Source organism: Xanthomonas sp. NCPPB 3218 (genome assembly GCF_056725185.1).
This window is the reverse complement of record NZ_CM161516.1, coordinates 4,244,657-4,266,481: the sequence shown is the minus strand read 5'-3', so window position 1 is coordinate 4,266,481 and position 21,825 is coordinate 4,244,657. Positions and strand designations below refer to the sequence as shown.

The window sequence follows — 21,825 nt, the reverse complement described above, 5'->3', positions numbered from 1 at the left end:
ATGCGCTCAGTAGCAGTGCGAGCAGCGTCCTGTATTGCGTCCGTGGCGTACTCATGCCTCCACCCGCACTTCGCGCATCATGCCCGCTTCCATGTGGTACAGCAGATGGCAGTGGTAGGCCCAGCGGCCCAGCGCATCGGCGCGGACGCGATAGCTGCGGCGTGTGCCGGGCGGCATGTCGATGGTGTGCTTGCGCACCTGGAAATTGCCATCGGCGTCTTCCAGATCGCTCCACATGCCGTGCAGATGGATGGGGTGCTGCATCATGGTGTCGTTGACCAGCACGATGCGCAGCCGCTCGCCGTGCTGCAGCCGCAAGGGCTCTGCCGAGGCGAAGGCGATGCCGTCGAACGACCAGGCGAATTTTTCCATATGCCCGGTCAGATGCAGTTCGATCTCGCGCCCGGGTTCGCGCCCATCCGGATCCTCGAACAGGCTGTGCAGGTCGGCGTAGCGCAGCACCCGGCGGCCGTTGTCGCGCAGGCCAACCCCGGGATCGTCCAGGCGCGGTGAAGTGGCATTGCTGCGCATGTCGATCAGCGGGTTGCCGTCTTCGCTGGCAGGGTGGTGCGGTGTCTTGCGCTGCGCATCGCCGCTTGCATGCCCGTGCATCTGTGCGGCTGGCATCGGCATTGCCATCGCGTGTGCCGCATGCGGGTCACTGTGCGGCGTGTCGGCGCCCTGCATGGCGTGACCTGCATGCGCCATGCCATCGCCGTGCCCCATGTCCTGCATGGTGAGGATCGCGCGTGGATCCAGCGCGGGAATCGGTGCCTGCAGCCCATGCCGCACCGCCAGCGTGCCGCAGGCGAATCCGGTGCGGCCCATGTCCTGCGCGAACAAGGTAAACGCGTCCTGGCCGATGGGCTCGACAAGCACGTCGAAGGTCTCGGCCGCCGCAATGCGCAGCTCGTCCACGCTGACCGGATGCACGTACTGGCCGTCGGCGGCCACCACGGTCATGCGCAGGCCGGGGATGCGGATGTCGAAGTAGGTCATCGACGAGCCGTTGATGAAACGCAGCAGTACCTTCTCCCCTGGCCTGAACAGGCCGGTCCAGTTGCCGGCCGGGGCGACGCCGTTGAGCAGGTAGGTGTAGGTGTTGGCGTTGACGTCGGACAGGTCGGTCGGGGTCATGCGCATGCGCCCCCACATGCCGCGGTCGGCCAGCGTTGCGCGCAGGCCGTCGTCGCGCGCATCGCGCAGGAAATCGCCCACCGTGCGCTGCGCGTAATTGTCGTGGCTGGGCATCTGCTTGAGCCGCCGGAACAGCGCGGCCGGGTCCAGGTCGGTCCAGTCCGAGAGCAGCACCACATGCTCGCGATCGTGCCGATACGGCGGCGGTGTCAGCGGATCGATGACGATCGCGCCGTATAGGCCGGCCTGTTCCTGAAACATCGAATGGCTGTGATACCAGTAGGTGCCGGACTGGCGCAGCGCGAAGCGGTAGTGGTACTCCTGGCCCGGCGCGATGCCGTCGAAACTCATCCCCGGCACGCCGTCCATGTTGGCCGGCAGCAACAGGCCGTGCCAGTGCACCGAGGTGGGTTGGTCGGCCAGCGCGTTGCGCACGCGCACGCTGACCGTGTCGCCTTCGCGCCAGCGCAGCGTGGGGGCCGGCAGGCTCTGGTTGACGGTGATGGCGGGGCGGGGGCGCCCGGTGAGGTTGACCGGCATGCGGCCGATCTGCAGCGTCTGGCTGCTCCCGCGCAGGACCGGCGTGCTCACCGGGTTGGACGCACGCGCATCGCTGCGCCACAGGCCGGTAGTGGCGGCAACACCGCCCAGGGCCATGCCCTGAACGAAGCGGCGTCGGCTCAGGCCGCCGTTGGAGGGTGGATCGAAACAATTGGGATCGAAAGACATGACATCTCCGCTGCGGCCCACCGATGAAGGCGGACGCATCGCATCGCTTAGAAACCCCGCGCAGCAAGCGCGCGGGCCCGATGACGGCCAAGGCCGTCAGCGCTCAGGCGATGGGAGGTCGAACCGGTTGCTCGGGCACCGGGCTGCCGCGCCCTTCGGCCAGGGTGGCAGGCAGGGTGGCGCGGCCAGGCAGGCCGGCGGGTACCGCAGGCAGGGTCAGCAAGGCGAGGCTGCAGTGCTGCAGGCAGTCGCAGCTGCCCAGCTTGCAGCAGTCGGTTGCGTGCGCGTGCCGGGTTTTATCGGGGGGATGCGCCGCAGCGGGCGGCGGCATGTCGGCATGGCAGGGCATCGCGGCCGGCATCGACGCGTGCGCCATCGACGCGGTCGCAACCGCCCCGGCCGACGCCATCCCCGGCAGCGCCATGCCCACCGACGCCCACGCGCCGGTGGCCGTATTGGCAACCAGGCACAGGCACAGCAGCAGGCGGAGCAGGCAACGCAGCACGGGCAGTCAGGGCGGGCAGTCGGGTGCGACGAGCATAGCACCGGCTCCCAGCTGTCCGCCCGATGACCCGCCTGCCGTGGCCGCGCGCCCGGCAGCGGTAGAATTGACGCTTCCTTCGCCGCACAGTCCTGCCATGTCGCAGCGCCAGTGGGTGGCCGCCGCCATCCAGAAGATCGAGGCCGATTTCAACCGTTCGGCCGACACCCATCTGATTCCAATGGACCTGCCGGGTTTTCCGGGCATCGACCTGTATTTCAAGGACGAGTCCAGCCACCCGACCGGCAGCCTCAAGCACCGGCTGGCGCGCTCGCTGTTCCTGTACGCGCTGACCAACGGCTGGCTGCGGGCCGGGCGGCCGGTGATCGAGGCCTCCAGTGGCTCGACCGCCATCTCCGAGGCCTATTTCGCGCGGCTGCTGGGGGTGCCCTTCATCGCGGTGATGCCGGCTTCGACCTCGCCGGAAAAGATCGCCGCGATTCAATTCCAGGGCGGCCGCTGTCATCTGGTCGAGCGTGCCTGCGATCTGGACAGCGCCTCGCACCAGCTCGCGCGTGAGACCGGCGGTCATTTCATGGACCAGTTCACCTACGCCGAGCGCGCCACCGACTGGCGCGCCAACAACAACATCGCCGAATCGATCTTCAAGCAGTTGGCCGAGGAGCCGCATCCGATTCCCGACTGGATCGTCTGCAGCCCCGGGACCGGCGGCACCAGCGCCACGCTCGGCCGCTATGTGCGCTACCGGCGCCACGCCACCCGCATCCTCTGCGCCGACCCGGAAGTGTCGGTGTTCTTCGACGGCTATTGCCGCGCGGTGGACGGGCAGTGCCCCAAGGAGCTGGCCATCACCGGCGGCTCGCGCATCGAAGGCATCGGCCGCCCGCGGGTGGAGTCCAGCTTCATCGCCAGCTGCGTGGACGTGATGATCAAGGTGCCCGACGCCCTGAGCCTGGCCGCCATGCGCCATGTCAGCGCCACGCTCGGCCGCCGCGTCGGTGGCTCCACCGGCACCAACTTCGTCGGCGTGCTGCAGGCCGCCCAGCGCATGCGCCAGGTCGGCCGCAGCGGCTCCATCGTCACCATCCTGTGCGATGCCGGCGAGCGCTATGCGCACAGCTATTACGACCCGGCCTGGTACGTGGCGCGCGACATCGACGTCACCGACAGCGATGCGGCCATTGCCATCGCCGTCAACGGCGGCGACTTGCCTGCGCTGCCTTGTGCGGCGCTGGAATGACCGCCATATCCGATCAGCTGCTGGCAAAACCGCTGCCTCTGGCAGCGTCTGCCACCCCTCGCCCTGATTCCTGATCCAGTCCATCGCCGGAGCGCCCCATGACCAACCCGCTGCTCGACCTGTCCGGACTGCCGTCCTTCGATGCGATCCGCCCCGAACACGTGGGCCCGGCAATCGATCAACTGCTCGCCGAGGCCGAGGCCGCGGTGAAAGCGGCCGAGCAGGTCAGCCCGGTCAGCTGGGACAGCTTCGTGGTGCCGCTGGACGATGCCACCGAGCGGCTGTGGCGTGCCTGGGGCCAGGTCGGCCATCTGCAGGCGGTGGTCAACACGCCGGAGCTGCGCGAGGCCTACAACAACAATCTGCCCAAGCTCAGCCGCTTCGGCAGTGCGCTGGCGCAGAACCTGGCGCTGTATGCGCAGTACAAGGCGCTGGCCGAAGCGCCGGAAGCGGCGCACTACGATGCCGCGCGGCGCAAGGTGCTGGAGAACGCGCTGCGCGATTTCCGCCTCGGCGGTGCCGAGCTGGATGACGCGTCCAAGGCGCGGTTTGCGCAGGTCCAGGAAGAACTGTCCGCACTGGCCGCCAAGTTTTCGCAGAACGTGCTCGATGCCACCGATGCATGGTCGTACGTGAGCGAGGACGCAACCGAGCTGTCTGGTTTGCCGGCCGAGGTGGTCGCCGCTGCACGCGCGGCCGCGGAAAAGGACGGCGTGCCGGGCTGGAAGCTGACCTTGCAGATGCCGTGCTATCTGCCGGTGCAGACCGATGCGGACAATCGCGAGCTGCGCGCGCGGCTGTATCGCGCCAACGCCGAGCGCGCCTCCGAGTTCGGCGATGCCGCGCTGGACAACAGCGCCAATATCGATCGTATCCTGGCCCTGCGCGCCGAACTGGCGCAGCTGCTCGGCTTTGCCAGTTACGCGGAGTATTCGGTCGCCACCAAGATGGCGCAAAGCCCGGATGAAGTGATGGGCTTCCTGCGCGATCTGGCAGTGCGCGCCAGGCCGTATGCGCAACGCGACCGTGCCGAGCTCGAAGCCTTCGCCCGCGACGAACTTGGCCTGGACGAACTGCAGGCCTGGGATCTGGCCTACGCCTCAGAGAAACTCAAGCAGGCGCGCTACAGCTTCTCCGAGCAGGAGGTGAAGCAGTACTTCACCGAGCCCAAGGTGCTGGCCGGTCTGTTCGATGTGATCCACAGCCTGTACGGCCTGACCGTCAAGCCCGACCGCGCGCCGGTCTGGCATGCGGATGTGCGCTTCTATCGCCTGGAAGATGCGCAGGGCGAGCTGGTCGGCCAGTTCTATCTGGACCTGTACGCGCGCGAAGGCAAGCGTGGCGGCGCGTGGATGGACGATTGCCGTAACCGCCGCGACACCGCCAACGGCGTGCAGACGCCGCTGGTGTATCTGGTGTGCAACTTCGGCCGTGGCAGTGGCGATACGCCGGCCACGTTCCGGCATGGCGAAGTCACCACGCTGTTCCATGAAATGGGCCACGGCCTGCATCAGTTGCTGACCCGCATCGGCGAGTTGGGCGTGGCCGGCATCAACGGCGTGGAATGGGACGCGGTGGAACTGCCGAGCCAGTTCATGGAGAACTTCTGCTGGGAGTGGGAGCGCGTGCAGGCGATGACCGCGCACGTGCAGACCGGCGAGCCGCTGCCGCGCAACCTGTTCGACCGGTTGCTGGCTGCACGCAATTTCCAGAGCGGCATGTTCACCGTGCGTCAGCTGGAGTTCGCGTTGTTCGACATGCAGCTGCACAGCAGCTTCGACCCGACCCAGGACAACGTGCTGCAGCTGATCGAGCGCGTGCGCGACGAGGTGGCGGTCAACCGCCCGCCGGCATGGAATCGCTTCCCGCACCAGTTCAGCCATATCTTCGCCGGCGGTTACGCAGCCGGTTACTACAGCTACAAGTGGGCCGAAGTGCTCAGCGCCGATGCCTACGCTGCCTTCGAAGAAGCGCCCGAGCAGGTGGCCGATACCGGCGCGCGCTTCCGCCATGAAGTGCTGTCGCGTGGCGGCAGCCGCAGCGCGGCCGACAACTTCCGCGCCTTCCGTGGGCGTGCGCCGAACATCGACGCATTGCTGCGGCATAACGGCATGGCGGGCTGAACCGGGAGTGGGGAATCGGGATTGGGGAGTGGCAAGAGCGATCTCTCCGCACACCGATCCCCAATTCCCAATTCCGCGCGGCGCCCGCCGCCGCGCCCTCACACCCGCCCGAACACCAGCGCCGCGTTGGTGCCGCCGAAGCCAAAGCTGTTGGACATCACTGTGTTCAACGTGGCGTCCTGGGTCTGTCGCAGGATCGGGAAGCCTTCGGCGCGCGGGTCGAGTTCGTCGATATGCGCCGAGCCGGCCATGAAGCCGTCGCGCAGCATCAGCAGGCTGTAGATCGCCTCGTGCACGCTGGCCGCGCCCAAGGAATGGCCGGACAGCGCCTTGGTCGAGGACAGCGGCGGGACGTTGTCGCCGAACACCTCGCGCGCCGCGCCCAGCTCGGTCACATCGCCCAGCGGCGTGGAGGTGCCGTGCGTGTTGAGGTAGTCGATCGGCTGCGTCAGGCCCTGCATGGCCATGTGCATGCAGCGCACCGCACCTTCGCCGCTGGGCGCCACCATGTCGGCGCCATCGGAGGTCACGCCATAGCCGAGCAGTTCGGCATGGATGCGTGCGCCACGCGCGATGGCGTGGTCATAGTCTTCCAGCACCAGCATGCCGCCGCCGCTGCCGATGACAAAGCCGTCGCGCTGCGCATCGTAGGGCCGCGAGGCCACGGCGGGGCGATCGTTGAAGCCGGTGGACAGCGCGCCCATTGCATCGAACATCACGCTCATGGTCCAGTGCAGTTCTTCGCCGCCGCCGGCGAACATCACATCCTGCGCGCCGTGCCGGATCAGGTCCGCGGCCGCGCCGATGCAATGCGCCGAGGTCGCACACGCGGCCGACAGCGAATAGCTCAGGCCACGGATCTTGAACGCGGTCGCCAACGAAGCGGAGACCGACGAACACATCGTGCGCGGCACCATGTACGGGCCGACCTTGCGCACGCCACGGTTGCGCAGCAGATCGGCGGTTTCCACCTGCCACTGGCTGGATCCGCCACCGGAGCCGGCAATCAGGCCGGTGCGCAGGTCGCTGACCTGCTCGGCATCCAGTCCGGCATCGGCGATCGCATCGCGCATGGCCAGGTAGGCATAGGCCGAGGCATCGCCCATGAAGCGTTTGAGCTTGCGGTCGATCAGGCTGTCCAGATCCAGCGCCACCGCACCGCCGACCTGGCTGCGCAGGCCGGCGTCGGCATGATCGGGCAATGCGGTGATGCCCGAGCGGCTCTCGCGCAAGGCGCTGGAGACGGTGTCCAGATCATTGCCCAGGCAGGAAGTGATGCCCATTCCGGTGACGACGACGCGACGCATCAGAAATTCTCCGTTGAAGTGAACATGCCCACGCGCAGATCGTTGGCCGTGTAGATTTCGCGCCCGTCCACCAGCATGCGTGCATCGGACTGGGCCATCACCAGCTTGCGGTTGATCACGCGGCTGATATCGATTTCGTAACTGACCAATTTCGCGCTCGGCAACACCTGGCCGGTGAACTTGACCTCGCCGCAGCCCAGTGCGCGGCCGCGGCCCGTTGCGCCGATCCAGGTGAGGAAGAAGCCGGTCAGCTGCCACATCGCGTCCAGGCCCAGGCAGCCGGGCATCACCGGGTCGTCGATGAAGTGGCAGCCGAAGAACCACAGGTCCGGGCGCACGTCGAGTTCTGCGCGGATCAGGCCCTTGCCATGCGCGCCGCCGCTGTCGTTGATCTCGGTGATGCGGTCGAACATCAGCATCGGGTCGTTGGGCAGGCGGGCACTGTCGGGTCCGAACAATTCCCCGCGCGCGCTGGCCAGCAATTGGTCGCGCGAGTACGCACTTTGACGAGTCATGACGAACGTTTCCTGCAAGAAGCGAAAGGCGAGGCCGGCAAGGGTGCATGAGGGCGCGCGGTTCAATCAAACGTTTTATCCGTACGCATGCGTGCTGTTTTCAGCCGGTTGCGCAGTGCGGCAAGCATGTGTGGCAGACAGGATCCAACGCGGATGACGGCATTCAGCGGAACGCGGTCAGGCATGCCTGCTCGGCGTGGATCGGCGCCTGGGCAGACGCAGTAGAGCGTCCAGCCAGCGCTCGCGTCCGTTCGCGCCCGGGCTTGCGCGATGGCGCGGCGCAAGACGTGAGACGCGGCTGATTTATCATGACCCGACGTTTTCGGAGAGATGCCAGCTTGATGCGCAAGATCGTGCACGTGGACATGGATGCGTTCTACGCGTCCGTGGAGCAACGTGACGATCCATCGCTGCGCGGCAAGCCGGTGGTGGTGGCCTGGCGCGGTGCGCGCTCGGTGGTGTGCGCGGCCTCGTACGAAGCGCGCACCTATGGCATCCGTTCGGCCATGCCGGCGCTGCGTGCCGAGCGCCTGTGTCCGGATGCGGTATTCGTGCCGCCGGATTTTGCGCGCTACAAGGCGGTGTCGCGGCAGGTGCGCGAGATCTTCCATCGCCACACCGATCTGGTCGAGCCGCTGTCCCTGGACGAGGCCTATCTGGATGTCACGCAAGCCAAGACCGGCATGCAGCTGGCCACCGAAATCGCGCAACTGATCCGCAGCCAGATCCGCGAGGAAACCCAGCTCACCGCATCGGCCGGCATCGCACCGAACAAGTTCCTGGCCAAGATCGCCTCGGACTGGCGCAAGCCCGACGGGCAGTTCGTCATCGCGCCCAGTCGCGTCGATGCGTTCCTGCTGCCGCTGCCGGTCAACCGCATTCCCGGCGTGGGCAAGGTGATGGATGGCAAGTTGGCGGCGTTGGGGATCGTCACCGTCAGCGATCTGCGGCTGCGTCCCCTGGAAGAGCTGCAAGCGCATTTCGGCAGCTTCGGGCAGAGCCTGTACCGCCGCGCACGCGGCATCGACGAGCGCCCGGTCGAGCCGGATCAGGAGGTGCAGTCGGTGTCCTCGGAAGATACCTTCAGCGAGGACATCGCGCTGGAGGCACTGGATCCGCACATCCTACGCCTGGCCGAAAAGACCTGGCTGGCCACGCGCCGTACCGAGCGCATCGGGCGCACCGTGGTCCTCAAGTTGAAGACCTCCAACTTCCGCATCCTGACCCGCTCGTACACGCCAGATCAGCCACCGGCCTCGCTGGAGGCATTGGCGGAGATCGCGCTGGCGCTGACCCGGCGCGTGGAGTTGCCCGACGACACGCGCTATCGCCTGGTCGGGGTGGGATTGAGCGGTTTCAGTGACGCGGAAGAGGGCGCGGTGCAGGGCGAGTTATTTGGCGACATGCCGCCGGCGCAGTGAGTGCAGGGCGGCATGGCTGCTGCACTGCGGCCGCGGCGTGTGGTGCATGCAGCGATGACTGCACCCATGCATCGACGCTTGCATCGGCCGTTCGCATCGCGCCACGGTGACGCGCCCTGAATCCCGCAGCTCGTACACTGCAGGCCGCTCCCCCAACGAGACTGTGCGCATGTTTCCGTATCCGCTGGTGATCTTCGACCTGGATGGCACGCTGGTGGACAGCGCACCCAATATCGCCGAAGCGCTCAATGCCACCTTGCAGGAACTCGGGCTGCAGCAGTTCAGCGAGGCGACGATCCGCAGCTGGATCGGTGAAGGCGTGCACGTGCTGCTCGCCACCGCCTTGCGCGAAGCCGGCGGCACCCACGATGCCGATACCGAGATGCCGCTGATGATGCGCCACTACCAGGCCAGCCTGCTGCACAACCCGCAGCTGTATCCCGGTGTTGCCGAGGCATTGGCCGGCCTGCGCGAGGCCGGCGCCACGCTGGCGCTGTGCACCAACAAGCCCGCGCGCTTCATCGCGCCGCTGCTGGAGCACCTGGGCATCGCCGCGCATTTCAGCAGTGTGCTCGGTGGCGATTCGCTGCCGCAGCGCAAACCCGATGCAGCGCCGCTGCTGCACCTGGCCAAACAGTTCGGGCGCACACCGCAGCAATGCCTGATGGTCGGCGATTCGGCCACCGACGCGGCGGCTGCAAACGCCGCGGCAATGCCGCTGGCGATGGTGCGTTACGGCTATCTGCGCGGCTTCGATGTGCAGAGCGCCGGTGCCGTGGCCATCATCGATGACATGCGGCAATTGCTGGCGCTGAAGTAAGACGCGCAGTGTTGCCAGCGCGGGTGCAGGCATCGTCCGCACGGCGGTGAAGCAACCAATACCACCATCGGCTGGCGGCATTTGTCGCCTTGAATGAAGGCCTTTCGCACGCTGGCCGCATCGTCGGCCAGCTAACGCGTACAGTTCCCCACCGGTGTGCGTCATTGGTGACGTCTGCGCTGCCGGAAGCGGCAATGCCTGCGTGCGACCATGCCAGCGCAGCGTTCCGATTTGAGAATGAATCGCATCTGTGTAGAATGCGCGGACAAGTTTGACTGCGTCAGCGCCGCGCATGCACGTCGTGCGCGGCGCTGCATGCATCACCCCCATCGTGTCACCTCAAGCCGTCGCCAGAGGTCCATCTCCTGTCGAGGTTTGAGAATGTCCGCATCACGCCGGTCATGGATGTCTGCGCCTGCACGTCGTCCCGTGTTGTCCCACCGTCAGCTGGTGCTGGCCATTGCTCTCGGTTGCTGCATCTGCAGCGCATCCGCCGAAGAGGTTGCAGCCGAGCCGCAGTCGCTGGACACCGTGCACGTCACCGCCGCGCAGATCGCACGCCAGGCCTTGGGGTCATCGGTGATCACCGCCGAGGACATCGAACGGCGCCCACCGGTCAACGATCTGTCGCAGTTGCTGCGCACCATGCCGGGCGTCAACCTCACCGGCAACAGCGCCTCCGGCCAGTACGGCAACAACCGCCAGATCGATCTGCGCGGCATGGGCCCGGAAAACACGCTGATCCTGGTCGACGGCAAGCCGGTGGGATCGCGCGATGCGGTGCGCATGGGCCGCAGCGGCGAGCGCAATACGCGCGGCGACACCAACTGGGTGCCGGCCGAAGCGGTGGAGCGTATCGAAGTGCTGCGCGGCCCGGCCGCGGCACGTTACGGCTCCGGTGCCTCCGGCGGTGTGGTCAACATCATCACCAAGAAGCCGACCGGCGACCTGACCGGCTCGATGACGGTGTTCGGCCTGGTGCCGCAGCACAGTGCCGAAGGCGGTGGCCAGCGTGCCGGCTTCCAGCTCAGCGGGCCGCTGAGCGACACGTTCTCGTTCCGCCTGTATGGAAACCTCAACAAGACCGATCCAGATTCACTGGAGCTCAATCGCCGCTTTGCTAGCAATCCCGCCGCAGTGCCGCCGGCCGGGCGCGAGGGCGTGCGCAACAAGGACATCAACGGCTTGCTGCGCTGGGATCCGATGGAAGGCCAGGTGATCGAACTCGATGCCGGTTTCAGCCGCCAGGGCAATCTGTACGCCGGTGATCGTGCGGTCAGCGCCGATGGCCTGGCCGGTGCCGATCTGGGCGCACTGTTCGGCAGCGAAACCAACACCATGATCCGCCGCACCGCCTCGCTGACCCATCGCGGCACCTGGGCGCTCGGCACCTCGCGCCTCACCGCCGCCTATGAAGGCACCGACAATACCCGCCTCAACGAAGGCCTGGCCGGCGGCCCCGAAGGCTCCATTGCCGCCAGCCTGCTCAATTCCACCGCCACGCTCGACAATCTCAACATCGACGGCGAGTTCAACATGCCGCTGCAGGCCTGGGCCGAGCAGGTACTGACGCTGGGCTTCGAGCGCCGCCAGAGTCGCCTCAGCGATGCGTATTCGATGTCGCAGACGGTGAGCGCCGGCGGCGGCTTTCCCGGTCTTGCCAACGGCACGCGCAGCCCACGCAGCGAGGCCACGCTCAGCGCGGTGTATCTGGAAGACAACATCTATGTCAGCGAGCGGCTGACGCTGACGCCCGGTGTGCGGCTGGATCACCACAGCCAGTTTGGCAACAACCTCAGCCCCAGCCTCAACGTGCAGTACAAACTCAGCGACGACTGGTTGCTCAAGGGCGGCATCGCGCGCGCCTTCAAGGCGCCCAACCTGTATCAGTCCAACGCCAATTATCTGTATTACACACGCGGCAATGGCTGCCCGGTGCTGTTCCCCAATCTTGGTTCGGGCTGCTATATCCAGGGCAACGACAACCTCGATCCGGAGACCAGCATCAACAAGGAGATCGGCATCGAGTGGGCACCGCAAACCGGTCACCACGCCTCGCTGACGTACTTCCATAACGCCTACGACAACAAGATCGTCGCCGGCATGACGCCGGTCGGTATCACCGTCGACCGGCGCGGGCAGGTGTTCCAGTGGACCAATGCATCGGAAGCGATCGTGCAGGGCGTGGAAGGTAATCTCACGTTGCCGCTGTTGGGCGAGCAGGGCCGCGAGCTGAAGTGGAACACCAATGTCACCTACATGATCGAGAACAAGAACACCGCGACCGATCAACCGCTGTCGGTGATCCCCGAATACACCGTCAACACCACGCTGGATTGGCAGCCGACCCAGGCCTTGTCGCTGCTGCTCACCGGGACCTTCTACGGCAAACAGGAGTCGGCCACGCAATCGAGCACCAGCGGCGGCGCCATCGCGCCCGACTCGCGCGACCCCTATGACCTGTGGGGCGTCAGTGCGCGTTACCGGATCACCCGCAAGGTCAGCGTGGGCGTCGGTGTGGACAATCTGTTCGACACCCGTCTATTCCGCGAAGGCACCAACAACACCGGCGGCGCGGCGGGTGCAGCCACCTACAACGAACCCGGTCGCGCGTTTTGGGCGAGCCTGAGTTTCGGTTTCTGACAGCGACGCGGCGCTGCATGCGAACGTGCGCGCCGCAACAAGGAAAGTGCAATGACCCGACAGCATCGTTGGCGGCTTGCGTATGCCGCTGCACTGATGTGGATCGCCGGCGCTATGCCGGCGTTCGCACAGCCGGACCTAAGCCGCACGATCGGCAGCACCGTCGCCGATCGTCCCAGTGCCTCGTATGTGTTCAGCGCGTTGCGCCTGGATTCGGCCGATGGCCAGCGCCATTACCGTGTGCGCATCGCCACCCCCAAAGCTGCGCCGCCGGCTGCGGGACATCCGGTGGTGTATCTGCTGGATGGCAATGCTGCGCTGATGGAGCTGGATGAGCGCCTGCTCGACAGCCTGACCACCCACGGCGATGCGCCGGTGCTGGTGTTCATCGCCGACGACAGCGCATTGCGCATCGATGCGGTGGGGCGCAGCCTGGACTACACGCCTGCGCGCTATAGCGACGGGCGGGTGGAAACCGATCCACTCGATCCGCAGCGCAGAACCGGCGGTGCCGCGGCGTTCGCGCAGCTGATCGCAACAGCCATCCGCCCGCAGGTGGAAGCGCGCGTGGCGGTGGACCGTCAGCGGCAGACGCTGTGGGGCCATTCGTATGGCGGATTGTTCGTGCTACAGGTGTTGCTGACGCAGCCGCAGCTATTCCAGCACTACGTCGCGGTCGACCCGTCGCTGTGGTGGGGCGATGGGTTTGTCGTGCAGCAGGCGCAGCGTGTGGTCGACCATGCACGGGAGGGTTTGGCAAGCACGCAGCCATCCAGGCGTCGGCTGACGCTGATGGCAGGCGAGGGCGGACCACCAGCGAACCAGGCAAAACCGGATCGCCCGGGGCGGCCGCGCGCAGATCCACAGGCCGCCCGACGCCTCGTCGCGCTGTTGTCGTCGTTACCCGGCCTTACCGCCGACTATCAACCGCTGCCAGGCCTCAGCCATGGCCAGACGTTGGGCGCATCGCTTGCGCCAACGTTGCGGGATGCAGCGACGCGTCGATGACGTCCCATCAAGCAGGCGCTCGAGGAAAAACCGCTCGACAAGCACGCTGCTGCGGATCGCAGTGTTGATGCCGCACGCATGCAGCGGTGACACCTCGGCGCAGGCACTCAATCGTCGCGCGTGTCGCTCTGGTCCGCAGTCTCGTCGTCTGCTTCGCCTATCTCACCGTGCGTATCGTCGTTGTCGGCGCGTGCGTAGTGCACGGTTTCCACCGGTCCACCGACCGCGCGCCCGCGCACCGGCAACAGCGCACTGGCTGCCTCGTATTCGGCCAGCAAGGCATGCCGGCGCGCTTCCGGCACGTCCTGCCAATGGCAGTCGGTCAACGCGCCTTCCAGCGAATACAGCAGGTTGAGGCTGGGCTTGAAGCCGGCGCGGCGCACTTTGACGAATGCGCCCACCGCGCCCACCGCCTGCAGATCCTGCTGCGTGCGCAGGCCGACCTGGCGCAGCCACGCCGCACTTTTCGGGCCGATGTTGCGCAGCCGTTCGGTAGTCACGTCAGCGCGCCGACAAAGACCTGGGCAATGGCTTCCAGGCCGCGCTGATCGTCGGCGTCGAAGCGATCCAGCTCCGGGCTGTCCAGATCCAGCACGCCGATCAGCGCATCGCCCCTGACCAGCGGAATCACCAGCTCCGAGCGCGAGGCCGAATCGCAGGCGATATGCCCGGGGAAGGCATCCACGTCGGCAATGCGCTGACTCTGCCGGGTGCTGGCAGCCGCGCCGCACACGCCCTTGTCCAGCGGAATGCGCACGCAGGCCGGCAAGCCCTGGAACGGCCCCACCACCAGCTCGCGGCCGTCGTAGAAATAGAAGCCGGCCCAGTTGAGCGACGGCAACGCATTGAAGATCAGCGCGGCCAGGTTGGCGGCATTGGCGATCCGGTCCGGCTCGCCATGCACCAGGGCCTGGGCCTGGGCGATGAGCTGGGCGTATTGTTCCGGCTTGCTGCCGGTCAGCGAAGAGGTTGCGAACATGGCCGAAGTTTAGCAGCGGCCATCCGCAGCGGCATTGCGACTCAGCCGCGCGTTCGGATCCGCACGCTATGCTGCGCGCCCCCCACGGCAACCGCGGCGCGGCCGCAGGAACACACGCATGCAGCTTCCGGCGTTGTATGTCACCGGCACCGACACCGGCATCGGCAAGACCATGGCCAGCACCGCGCTGCTGCACGCACTGCGCAGACAGGGCCACACGGCGGTCGGCATGAAGCCGGTGGCCAGCGGTTGCGAGCACACGCCGCAGGGCTGGCGCAACGAGGACGCGCTGGCGCTGCAGGCCGCCAGCGCCCCGCAACCCGATTACGCCACCCTCAATCCCTATGCCTTGCCGGCACCGCTGGCGCCGGAACTGGCCGCCGCCGATGTCGGCGTGACTCTGTCGCTGGAGCCGATCGCCCTGGCCTTCGCGCAATTGCGCGCGCAGGCCGAGGTGGTGGTGGTGGAAGGTGTCGGCGGCTGGGCTGCGCCCTTGAGCGCCGATCTGGACCAGGCCGATCTGGTACGTGCGCTCAAGCTGCCCGTGGTGCTGGTGGTCGGCATCCGGCTGGGCTGCATCAATCACGCGCGCCTGAGCGCTGCGGCGATCGCTGCCGACGGGCTGGACTGCATCGGCTGGATCGCCAACGAGGTCGACCCGCAGATGGAGCGCATCGAGGAGAACATCGGCATGCTGCGCCAGCGCCTGGCGATGCCGTGCTGGGGCCGGATCGGCTGGCGGCCGGGCGCCGATGCCGCGGCGCAGTCGCTGGGGCTGCACGTGCCGGTCTGAGTGACGTTGGCGGTCTGGCGGCCGCGTCACTGCGACGCGGATCGCCAGATGCCATCCCAACCTTGCGCGCTGCCGGGCGCTCGCCCTGCGTCCCGGCGTTTCCAGTGCACCCTGCGCCGTGCCGCGCCGCGATACCACCTAGTCAAATTGGTAGCACGCGCAATGCGCAGACAATAAAAAAGCCCGACAGAGGGAGGGATCTGTCGGGCCGGATTGCATGGGGGGAGGGACCCATGCAAAGACGCTGAATTTTTTGTCGGCGCTTACGTGCGCCGGGTCTTGCCTTTGGCGGCCTGCTCGCTGTTGGCCTCGAACTGCTGCTTGGCCAGTTGGCCGAGCGCATCGGATGCCTTCAATCCCAGTCCAACCACTTCCTGATTCACCGAGGCCAGTCGTTCCAGGTTGTCGCGGGCCAGTTGCAGCCCCTTCGGCCAGAGCGTCTGGTAGGCGCCAAGGTCGCGGGCCTGGGCAAACTCACCGAAGAAGCTGGTGGTCGCACTGACGTTGCGTTCGAGCGTCTTCAGCTGCAGGCCAAACGCGTTTTCCGCGTGTTCCATCGCCAACTGGTTGGCGCGTGCCGCTGCAGAGGCAAAGCTGTTGAAGCCGTTTTCGAACTGCGCCGACATTGCGAACCCCTTGGGGAAGGCTGTGACCGTTGTTGCGTTGCAGCATACGCGGATATTGCTGCGATGCAACACGTTTGCTGAAAATTTCCGAAATCGTCTCAAAAGCCTTTTGAAATCAATTCATTACCCGTGCCGTAGAAACGGCGAGGCCGCCCTGGAGGCGGCCTCGCGTCACACGACTGCGCTGCGCGATCAGCCGCGATAGCGGCAGCCGGAGGTGCAGGTCTCATGCACCACGATCTCGCTCAGCTGCGGCAGCGCCGGCTTGAGCTGGTTCCAGATCCAGATCGCCAGCCGCTCGCTGGTCGGGTTTTCCAGCCCCTCGATGTCATTGAGGTAGTGGTGGTCCAGGCGGTCGTAGATCGGTTGGAAGGCGGCCTTGATGTCGCCGAAATCCATGATCCAGCCGGTCTCGGCGCCGGGTTCGCCGCTGACATGCAGCTCGACCCGGAACGAATGCCCGTGCAGGCGGGCGCACTTGTGGCCGGGGGGCACATTGGGAAGCCGGTGCGCGGCTTCGAGCGTAAAGACTTTGAAGATATCCATGCGCGCCATTGTAAGTGCGCCGGTGCCTGCCGGGCTGACCCGATCGCGGCGACACAGCGTCTCTGCGCCCTCGCGTGGCACCCGCAACACGGGGTGGTCGCGTTGCGCCGGAGCGCCGCGCCCGTTCGCCCACACAAAGTCCGACGCGCGTCTTACTGCGTCCGGCCAGCGACGTGTGTCACCGCGCGTCATATCTCTATGCAGATCTGTAATTTTTGTTAATCGATTGCGCATGGCCCACTGCAAAACCCCCATTCATGGATGCCGTGCGTGAAGCGCCCGATGCCTTATCTGCTGTCTGCTGCCGTTCTGTCGGCGCTGATTCCCCTTGCCCATGCCGACGACGCGACACCCGACACGGGCAAGACCCTGGCCACCGTCAGCGTCACCGGCTCCAATATCAAGCGCACCGACAGCGAAGGCCCGAACCCGGTGCAGGTGATCGACCGCCAGCAGCTGGAACAGTCCGGCAAGGTCACCGTGGCCGACGCGCTGCGCTCGATCTCGGCCAACACCGGCAACGCCACCAACGAAACCACCAACAACGGCTGGGCGTCCGGCTCGGCGGGCATCGGCCTGCGCGGGCTGTCGCAGAAGAACACCCTGGTGCTGCTCAACGGACGCCGCCTGGCCAACTACGGCTTTCCCGCCAATGGCCTGGGCGACACCTTCGTCAACCTCAACGCATTGCCGCTGGTGGCAGTGGAGCGCATCGAAGTGCTCAAGGACGGCGCCTCTGCCGTGTACGGCTCCGATGCGGTGGCCGGGGTGGTCAACATCATCACCCGCCAGGATTTCCAGGGCGCCGAGCTGGGCTTGAGCGGCGGCACCTCCGATCAGGGCGGCATGGATACCCAGCGTGCCAAGTTCATCGGCGGCATCGGCGACCTGGACCGCGACGGCTACAACATCCTTTTCAGTTTCGACGCCTACAACCGCGACCGGCTGGATCAGGATCAGCGCGCGCTGACCCGCTCGGGCATCTACACCGACCTGCCCGGCGGGCGCTGGAACGGCTGGTCGGCCAAGGGCGCGCGCTATCTGGTCGGCGGCCGCTCGGTGCCGATGCTGGATGCGCAAGGCAACTGCCCCACCGGCACCGTACTCACCGCCAGCGCGCCGATCGACGGCCTGGCCGGCGACACCTGCGGCTTCAACCAGGCCCCGTTCACCACGCTGATTCCCTCGACCAAGCGCTATCAGGCCTACACCAATGCCACCTTCCGGCTCAGCGACAATGTCGAAGCGTTCGGCGAGGCGCTCTACAGCGAGGTCAAGGGCGTGTCGATCTTTGGCTCCAGCCCGTACTTCACCCTGGAAGGCGGCCGCTTCGCCTTGAACGCCAGCAGCGGGCTGGCCGAGCCGGTGTCCAACCTGTTGCCGGCCTCCAGCCCGTACAACCCGTACGGCACCGCGGTGCCGATCGAATACACCTTCTTCGACCTGGGCCAGACGGTCAAAACCAATCGCTCGCAGTCCTACCGCTTTCTCGGTGGTGTGCGCGGCAAGACCGAACGCTGGGATTGGGAGGCGGCTGCGTTCGCTGCACGCAGCACCGAGCACGAAACCGTGTCCGGTGGCTTCGCCAACCGCTTCACGCTGGCGCAGGCGCTGGCCGACGGCAGCTACAACCTGCTCGACCCGTCCGCCACGCCGCAGTCGGTGATCGACGGCATCAACCTCAGCACGCTGCGCCCGGCGCAATCGACGCTGCGCGGCGTCGATGCCAAGGTGTCCGGCAACCTGTTCGAACTGCCGGCCGGCAGCGTCGGGTTCGCCGCCGGTGCCGAGTGGCGGCAGGAGGAACTGGTCTCGCGCAATCCCTGGCAGATCGACCAGGGCCTGCAGATCCGCCCCGCGATTGCCGCGGTGGATGGCGAGCGCAGGGTGTCGGCGCTGTATGCCGAGGTCAACCTGCCGCTGCTGCGATCGCTGGAACTGCAACTGGCCGGGCGCGGCGATCACTACAGCGATTTCGGCGAGGCGTTTTCGCCCAAGGCCAGCCTGCGCTGGCAGCCGCTGGACGCCGTGCTGGTGCGCGCGGCCGCCTCGCGCGGCTTTCGCGCACCGTCGTTGTCGGAGAATGCGGCCAGCACCAACATCTCCTACGGCTCGGTGGTCGACCCGTTCGATCCGGACGTGCCGGGCTCGCGCCAGAACCCGACCTTCTTCACCGTCGGCAACACCGCGCTCGAACCCGAGCGCACGCGCAGCTACAACCTGGGCGTGGTGCTGTCGCCGTGGGCCGACACCAGCCTGAGCGTGGACTGGTACAAGATCGAACTGGAGAACCTGGTCGGCACCGGCAACAACGCCACCATCGTGCAGAACAACGACCCGGCCGACGTGATCCGCAACGAGCGCGGCACGCTGGTGGCGGTGTACAACCGCTACCAGAACCTCAGCGAGCTGACGACCTCGGGAGTCGATGTCGAACTGCGTCAGCGCTGGCGCACCGAGGCAGCCGGCAACTTCGGCCTCAATACCGCCTACACCCATGTGCGCGATTACCGCCGCCCCACCGTGGTCGGTGGCCCGTTGCAGGATTACGCCGGCAGCAATCTCGGCCCGTCGCTGCCACGCAACAAGGCCACCACCACGCTGGACTGGAACCTGGGCACCGTCAGCGCCGCACTGACCTGGTACTACACCGGCGGCTACGACCAGAAGGCCAGCGCCGCGGCCACTGCCGTGCAGTCGCGCGTGGGCGACTACAACCAGTTCGACCTGTACCTGGGTTACACCGGCATCGACAAGCTGACCCTGTACGCCAAGATCGAGAACCTGGCCGACAAGCAGCCGCCGGTCGACGCCTCGTTCCCGGGCATTCGTGCGCCTTACGACTTCACCCAGTACGACCTGCGCGGGCGTTACTTCACCGTGGGCCTGGACTATCGATTTTGATCGGAATACGCACCGCCCATGCACGCCCGTGCGATGGTGCGTGCGTGCTCCAGCGTGCTGTCTCAACCCAATCGCCGCTCGCCCCCGGACACTTTCCAAGGAACTCCGATGACGTCTTCGCCGCATGCCTGGCTGCTCGCCCTGGCCTTTGTCGCACCTTCCCTCGCTGCCCAACCTGCGGCCCAACCCGTTGCGCTGCCGGGTTATGACGCCGCTGCCGCACAGGCGCAGCGCGCGCTGGAAGCGCGTTTCGATAGCGGCCTGAAGGACGCCGATTATCGCGGCTGGTTGAAGCAATGGGCATCGGCGCCCAATCACGTTGGCGCGCCGCATAACCTGGAGAACGCCCGCGATCTGCAAAACCGCCTGCGCGGCTACGGGTGGGATGCGCGCATCGAAACCTTCCAGGTGCTGTGGCCCTCGCCCAGGAGCTCGCAGCTGGAATTGCTCGGGGCCAAGCCGTATGTCGCGCGTCTGAAGGAGCCGCCGCTGCCGGGCGACAGCACCTCCACCCAGACCGAGAACGTGCTGCCGCCGTATGTGATCTACGGCGGCAATGGCGATGTCACCGGCGATCTGGTCTACGTCAATTACGGCATCGCCGAAGACTACGAAGCGCTGGCGCGCAACGGCGTGGATGTGCGCGGCAAGATCGTCATCGCCCGCTACGGCAAGGGCTGGCGCGGGCTCAAGCCGCGGCTGGCGCAGGAGCATGGCGCGATCGGCGCGATCATCTATTCCGATCCGCGCGACGACGGTTATTTCCAGGATCGGGCGTATCCGGATGGCCCGGCGCGCAATCAATGGAGCGTGCAACGCGGCTCGGTTGCCAATTTCGCGATCTATCCCGGCGATCCGCTGACCCCGGGCGTCGGCGCCAGCAAGGGCGCCAAACGCCTGAAGATCGACCAGGCCGGCAGCGTGTTGAAGATCCCGACCCTGCCGATCAGTTGGGGCGATGCGCAGCCCTTGCTGGCCGCACTGGGCGGGCCGGTGGCACCGGAGGACTGGCGCGGCGCGCTGCCGATCACCTACCGCATCGGTGGCGACGACACCGCGCGCGTGCATCTCAAGGTGGATGCGGAGTGGGGCAGCAAGACCATCTACAACGTCATTGCCACCCTGCGCGGCAGCGAGTATCCGGACCAGTGGGTGGTGCGCGGCAATCACCGCGACGGCTGGGTGTTCGGTGCGGCCGATCCGCTCTCGGGCACCACCGCCTTGCTGGCCGAAGCCAAGGCGATCGGCGAGCTGGCCAGGCAGGGGCAGCGCCCCAAGCGCACGCTCGTCTACGCCAGTTGGGACGGCGAGGAGGCCGGCCTGCTCGGCTCCACCGAGTGGGCCGAACAGCACGCCGACGAACTGCGCCGCAAGGCGGTGCTGTACGTCAACACTGACGGCAACGGGCGCGGCTTTCTCAATGCCGGTGGCAGCCATGCGCTGCAACGCCTGGTCAACGGCGTGGCGGCGGATCTGCGCGACCCCGACAGCGGCGTGAGCGTGCTCGAACGGCAACGCGCCCGTGCCCGCATCGACGCACTGGCACCCACCGCCAAGCCGGCGCAAAAAGACATTGCCAAGCAGCTCGCAGCCGGCGGCGACGTGCCGCTGAAGGCGCTGGGCTCGGGCAGCGACTACAGCCCGTTCCTGCAGCATCTGGGGCTGACCACGCTGGATCTGGGCTATGGCGGGCAGGGCGGCGGCAGCGGTGTCTATCACTCGCTGTACGACTCCTACGATTATTTCGCGCGCTACATCGACCCGGATTTCAGCTATCTGCCGCTGTTGTCGCAGACGGTCGGCCGCACGGTGCTGCGCGTCGCCAACGCGCCGGTGTTGCCGCAACGCTTCGGCGACTTTGCCGACGCGGTGGCCGGCTACGCGCAGGAGCTCAAGCAGCAGGCCGACAGCGACCGCACTGCCGCCCGCACCCAGGCCGAGTTGTTGCAGGCCGGTGCCTATGCCGCCATCGATAACCCGAACCGGCCGCAACGCGCGCCCGAGCCGAAAGCTGCAGTGCCGCAGATCGACTTTGCCGCACTGGATCAGGCCATTACCCGCCTGCAAACCAGCGCCAGACGCTATGACGATGCACTGGCATCGCGCGGCGGCGGGTTGGATGCACGTGTGCGCGGCACGCTCAATGCCTCGCTGCAGCGCATCGACCAGACCCTGCTGGCCGAAGGCGGTCTGCCGGGGCGGCCGTGGTACCGGAACCTGATCTACGCGCCCGGCCTGGCCACCGGATACGAGGTCAAGACCTTGCCCGGCATCCGCGAAGCGCTGGAAGACCGGCGCTGGGAGGATCTGAGCGCCTACATCGTGCAGACCGCCGCGGTGCTGGATCGGTATCGCGAGGCGATCGATCGCAATACCGCGTTGATCGAAGGCTAGGCGAGCGACGAACGGTGGTTGCTTGCGCAGCCACCCGTCATTCCTAGGGATCGCTGTATAACTGCGGCCTCTTGGGATGGCACGCACGAGGCTCGGGCGCCATCTCCTTCGCGCTGCATCACGCGTATCGCCTGAACT

The 21,825-nt window shown here is 66.6% G+C and carries 17 protein-coding genes; 9 read left to right on the top strand and 8 right to left on the bottom strand.

Features of this window, described 5'->3' with window-relative positions:
• Positions 1-51: 51 nt before the first annotated feature.
• Positions 52-1,887 carry a copper resistance system multicopper oxidase gene (locus AC1PLS_RS17575; protein ID WP_481104516.1) on the bottom strand — a complete coding sequence of 612 codons (1,836 nt, stop codon included), beginning with the start codon at positions 1,885-1,887 and terminating at the stop codon, positions 52-54.
• An 82-nt stretch (positions 1,888-1,969) separates the two neighbouring features.
• The gene (locus AC1PLS_RS17570; RefSeq protein ID WP_024938388.1) at positions 1,970-2,371 is read right to left on the bottom strand and encodes a CopL family metal-binding regulatory protein; all 402 of its coding nucleotides are present in this window, start codon (positions 2,369-2,371) and stop codon (positions 1,970-1,972) included.
• A 133-nt stretch (positions 2,372-2,504) separates the two neighbouring features.
• Here AC1PLS_RS17570 and AC1PLS_RS17565 point away from each other — a divergent pair, with 133 nt between their 5' ends.
• Positions 2,505-3,608 carry a PLP-dependent cysteine synthase family protein gene (locus AC1PLS_RS17565; RefSeq protein ID WP_054592364.1) on the top strand — a complete coding sequence of 368 codons (1,104 nt, stop codon included), beginning with the start codon at positions 2,505-2,507 and terminating at the stop codon, positions 3,606-3,608.
• A gap of 98 nt (positions 3,609-3,706) precedes the next feature.
• The gene (locus AC1PLS_RS17560; RefSeq protein ID WP_481103897.1) at positions 3,707-5,731 is read left to right on the top strand and encodes a M3 family metallopeptidase; all 2,025 of its coding nucleotides are present in this window, start codon (positions 3,707-3,709) and stop codon (positions 5,729-5,731) included.
• Positions 5,732-5,829: 98 nt separating this feature from the next.
• Here AC1PLS_RS17560 and fabB read toward each other — a convergent pair whose 3' ends face one another.
• The gene (gene fabB, locus AC1PLS_RS17555) at positions 5,830-7,038 is read right to left on the bottom strand and encodes a beta-ketoacyl-ACP synthase I (RefSeq protein ID WP_481103896.1); all 1,209 of its coding nucleotides are present in this window, start codon (positions 7,036-7,038) and stop codon (positions 5,830-5,832) included.
• On the bottom strand, positions 7,038-7,553 hold the full coding sequence (gene fabA, locus AC1PLS_RS17550; RefSeq protein WP_046344438.1) for a 3-hydroxyacyl-[acyl-carrier-protein] dehydratase FabA: 516 nt from the start codon (positions 7,551-7,553) through the stop codon (positions 7,038-7,040). The genes fabB and fabA overlap by 1 nt, the downstream gene beginning before the upstream one ends.
• A gap of 341 nt (positions 7,554-7,894) precedes the next feature.
• Here fabA and dinB point away from each other — a divergent pair, with 341 nt between their 5' ends.
• The 4 genes from dinB (at position 7,895) to AC1PLS_RS17530 (ending at position 13,445) form a co-directional block, all read left to right on the top strand.
• Positions 7,895-8,974, top strand: a complete 1,080-nt coding sequence (gene dinB / locus AC1PLS_RS17545) for a DNA polymerase IV (RefSeq protein ID WP_039525307.1) — start codon at positions 7,895-7,897, stop codon at positions 8,972-8,974.
• A 169-nt stretch (positions 8,975-9,143) separates the two neighbouring features.
• A complete protein-coding gene (locus tag AC1PLS_RS17540; protein ID WP_047127351.1) occupies positions 9,144-9,794 on the top strand; it encodes a phosphoglycolate phosphatase in 651 nt (216 codons plus the stop codon).
• Between the two features lie 432 nt (positions 9,795-10,226).
• A complete protein-coding gene (locus AC1PLS_RS17535; RefSeq protein WP_481104515.1) occupies positions 10,227-12,437 on the top strand; it encodes a TonB-dependent siderophore receptor in 2,211 nt (736 codons plus the stop codon).
• A 96-nt stretch (positions 12,438-12,533) separates the two neighbouring features.
• Complete coding sequence (locus AC1PLS_RS17530) at positions 12,534-13,445, top strand: alpha/beta hydrolase (protein ID WP_481104514.1); 912 nt, start codon at positions 12,534-12,536, stop codon at positions 13,443-13,445.
• Positions 13,446-13,552: 107 nt separating this feature from the next.
• On the opposite strand, the gene AC1PLS_RS17525 is transcribed toward AC1PLS_RS17530, so the two are convergent.
• Together AC1PLS_RS17525 and AC1PLS_RS17520 are read right to left on the bottom strand one after the other, a co-directional pair.
• Positions 13,553-13,945, bottom strand: coding sequence for a TfoX/Sxy family protein (locus AC1PLS_RS17525; RefSeq protein WP_024938378.1), 393 nt, complete (start codon positions 13,943-13,945; stop codon positions 13,553-13,555).
• A complete protein-coding gene (locus AC1PLS_RS17520) occupies positions 13,942-14,424 on the bottom strand; it encodes a GAF domain-containing protein (protein WP_481103895.1) in 483 nt (160 codons plus the stop codon). Before AC1PLS_RS17520 ends, AC1PLS_RS17525 begins: the two co-directional genes overlap by 4 nt.
• 118 nt (positions 14,425-14,542) lie before the next feature.
• Here AC1PLS_RS17520 and bioD point away from each other — a divergent pair, with 118 nt between their 5' ends.
• Positions 14,543-15,217 carry a dethiobiotin synthase gene (gene bioD, locus AC1PLS_RS17515; RefSeq protein ID WP_184433419.1) on the top strand — a complete coding sequence of 225 codons (675 nt, stop codon included), beginning with the start codon at positions 14,543-14,545 and terminating at the stop codon, positions 15,215-15,217.
• Between the two features lie 263 nt (positions 15,218-15,480).
• Here bioD and AC1PLS_RS17510 read toward each other — a convergent pair whose 3' ends face one another.
• Both AC1PLS_RS17510 and queD read right to left on the bottom strand, forming a co-directional pair.
• A complete protein-coding gene (locus AC1PLS_RS17510) occupies positions 15,481-15,843 on the bottom strand; it encodes a phasin family protein (RefSeq protein ID WP_039518815.1) in 363 nt (120 codons plus the stop codon).
• Between the two features lie 192 nt (positions 15,844-16,035).
• Positions 16,036-16,389 (bottom strand): 6-carboxytetrahydropterin synthase QueD, encoded by a 354-nt coding sequence (queD, locus tag AC1PLS_RS17505; RefSeq protein ID WP_039529685.1) that lies wholly within the window; start codon positions 16,387-16,389, stop codon positions 16,036-16,038.
• Positions 16,390-16,671: 282 nt separating this feature from the next.
• Here queD and AC1PLS_RS17500 point away from each other — a divergent pair, with 282 nt between their 5' ends.
• Positions 16,672-19,293 (top strand): TonB-dependent receptor plug domain-containing protein, encoded by a 2,622-nt coding sequence (locus tag AC1PLS_RS17500; RefSeq protein ID WP_184433422.1) that lies wholly within the window; start codon positions 16,672-16,674, stop codon positions 19,291-19,293.
• A gap of 108 nt (positions 19,294-19,401) precedes the next feature.
• Positions 19,402-21,687, top strand: a complete 2,286-nt coding sequence (locus AC1PLS_RS17495; protein WP_184433425.1) for a transferrin receptor-like dimerization domain-containing protein — start codon at positions 19,402-19,404, stop codon at positions 21,685-21,687.
• Positions 21,688-21,825: the final 138 nt, after the last annotated feature.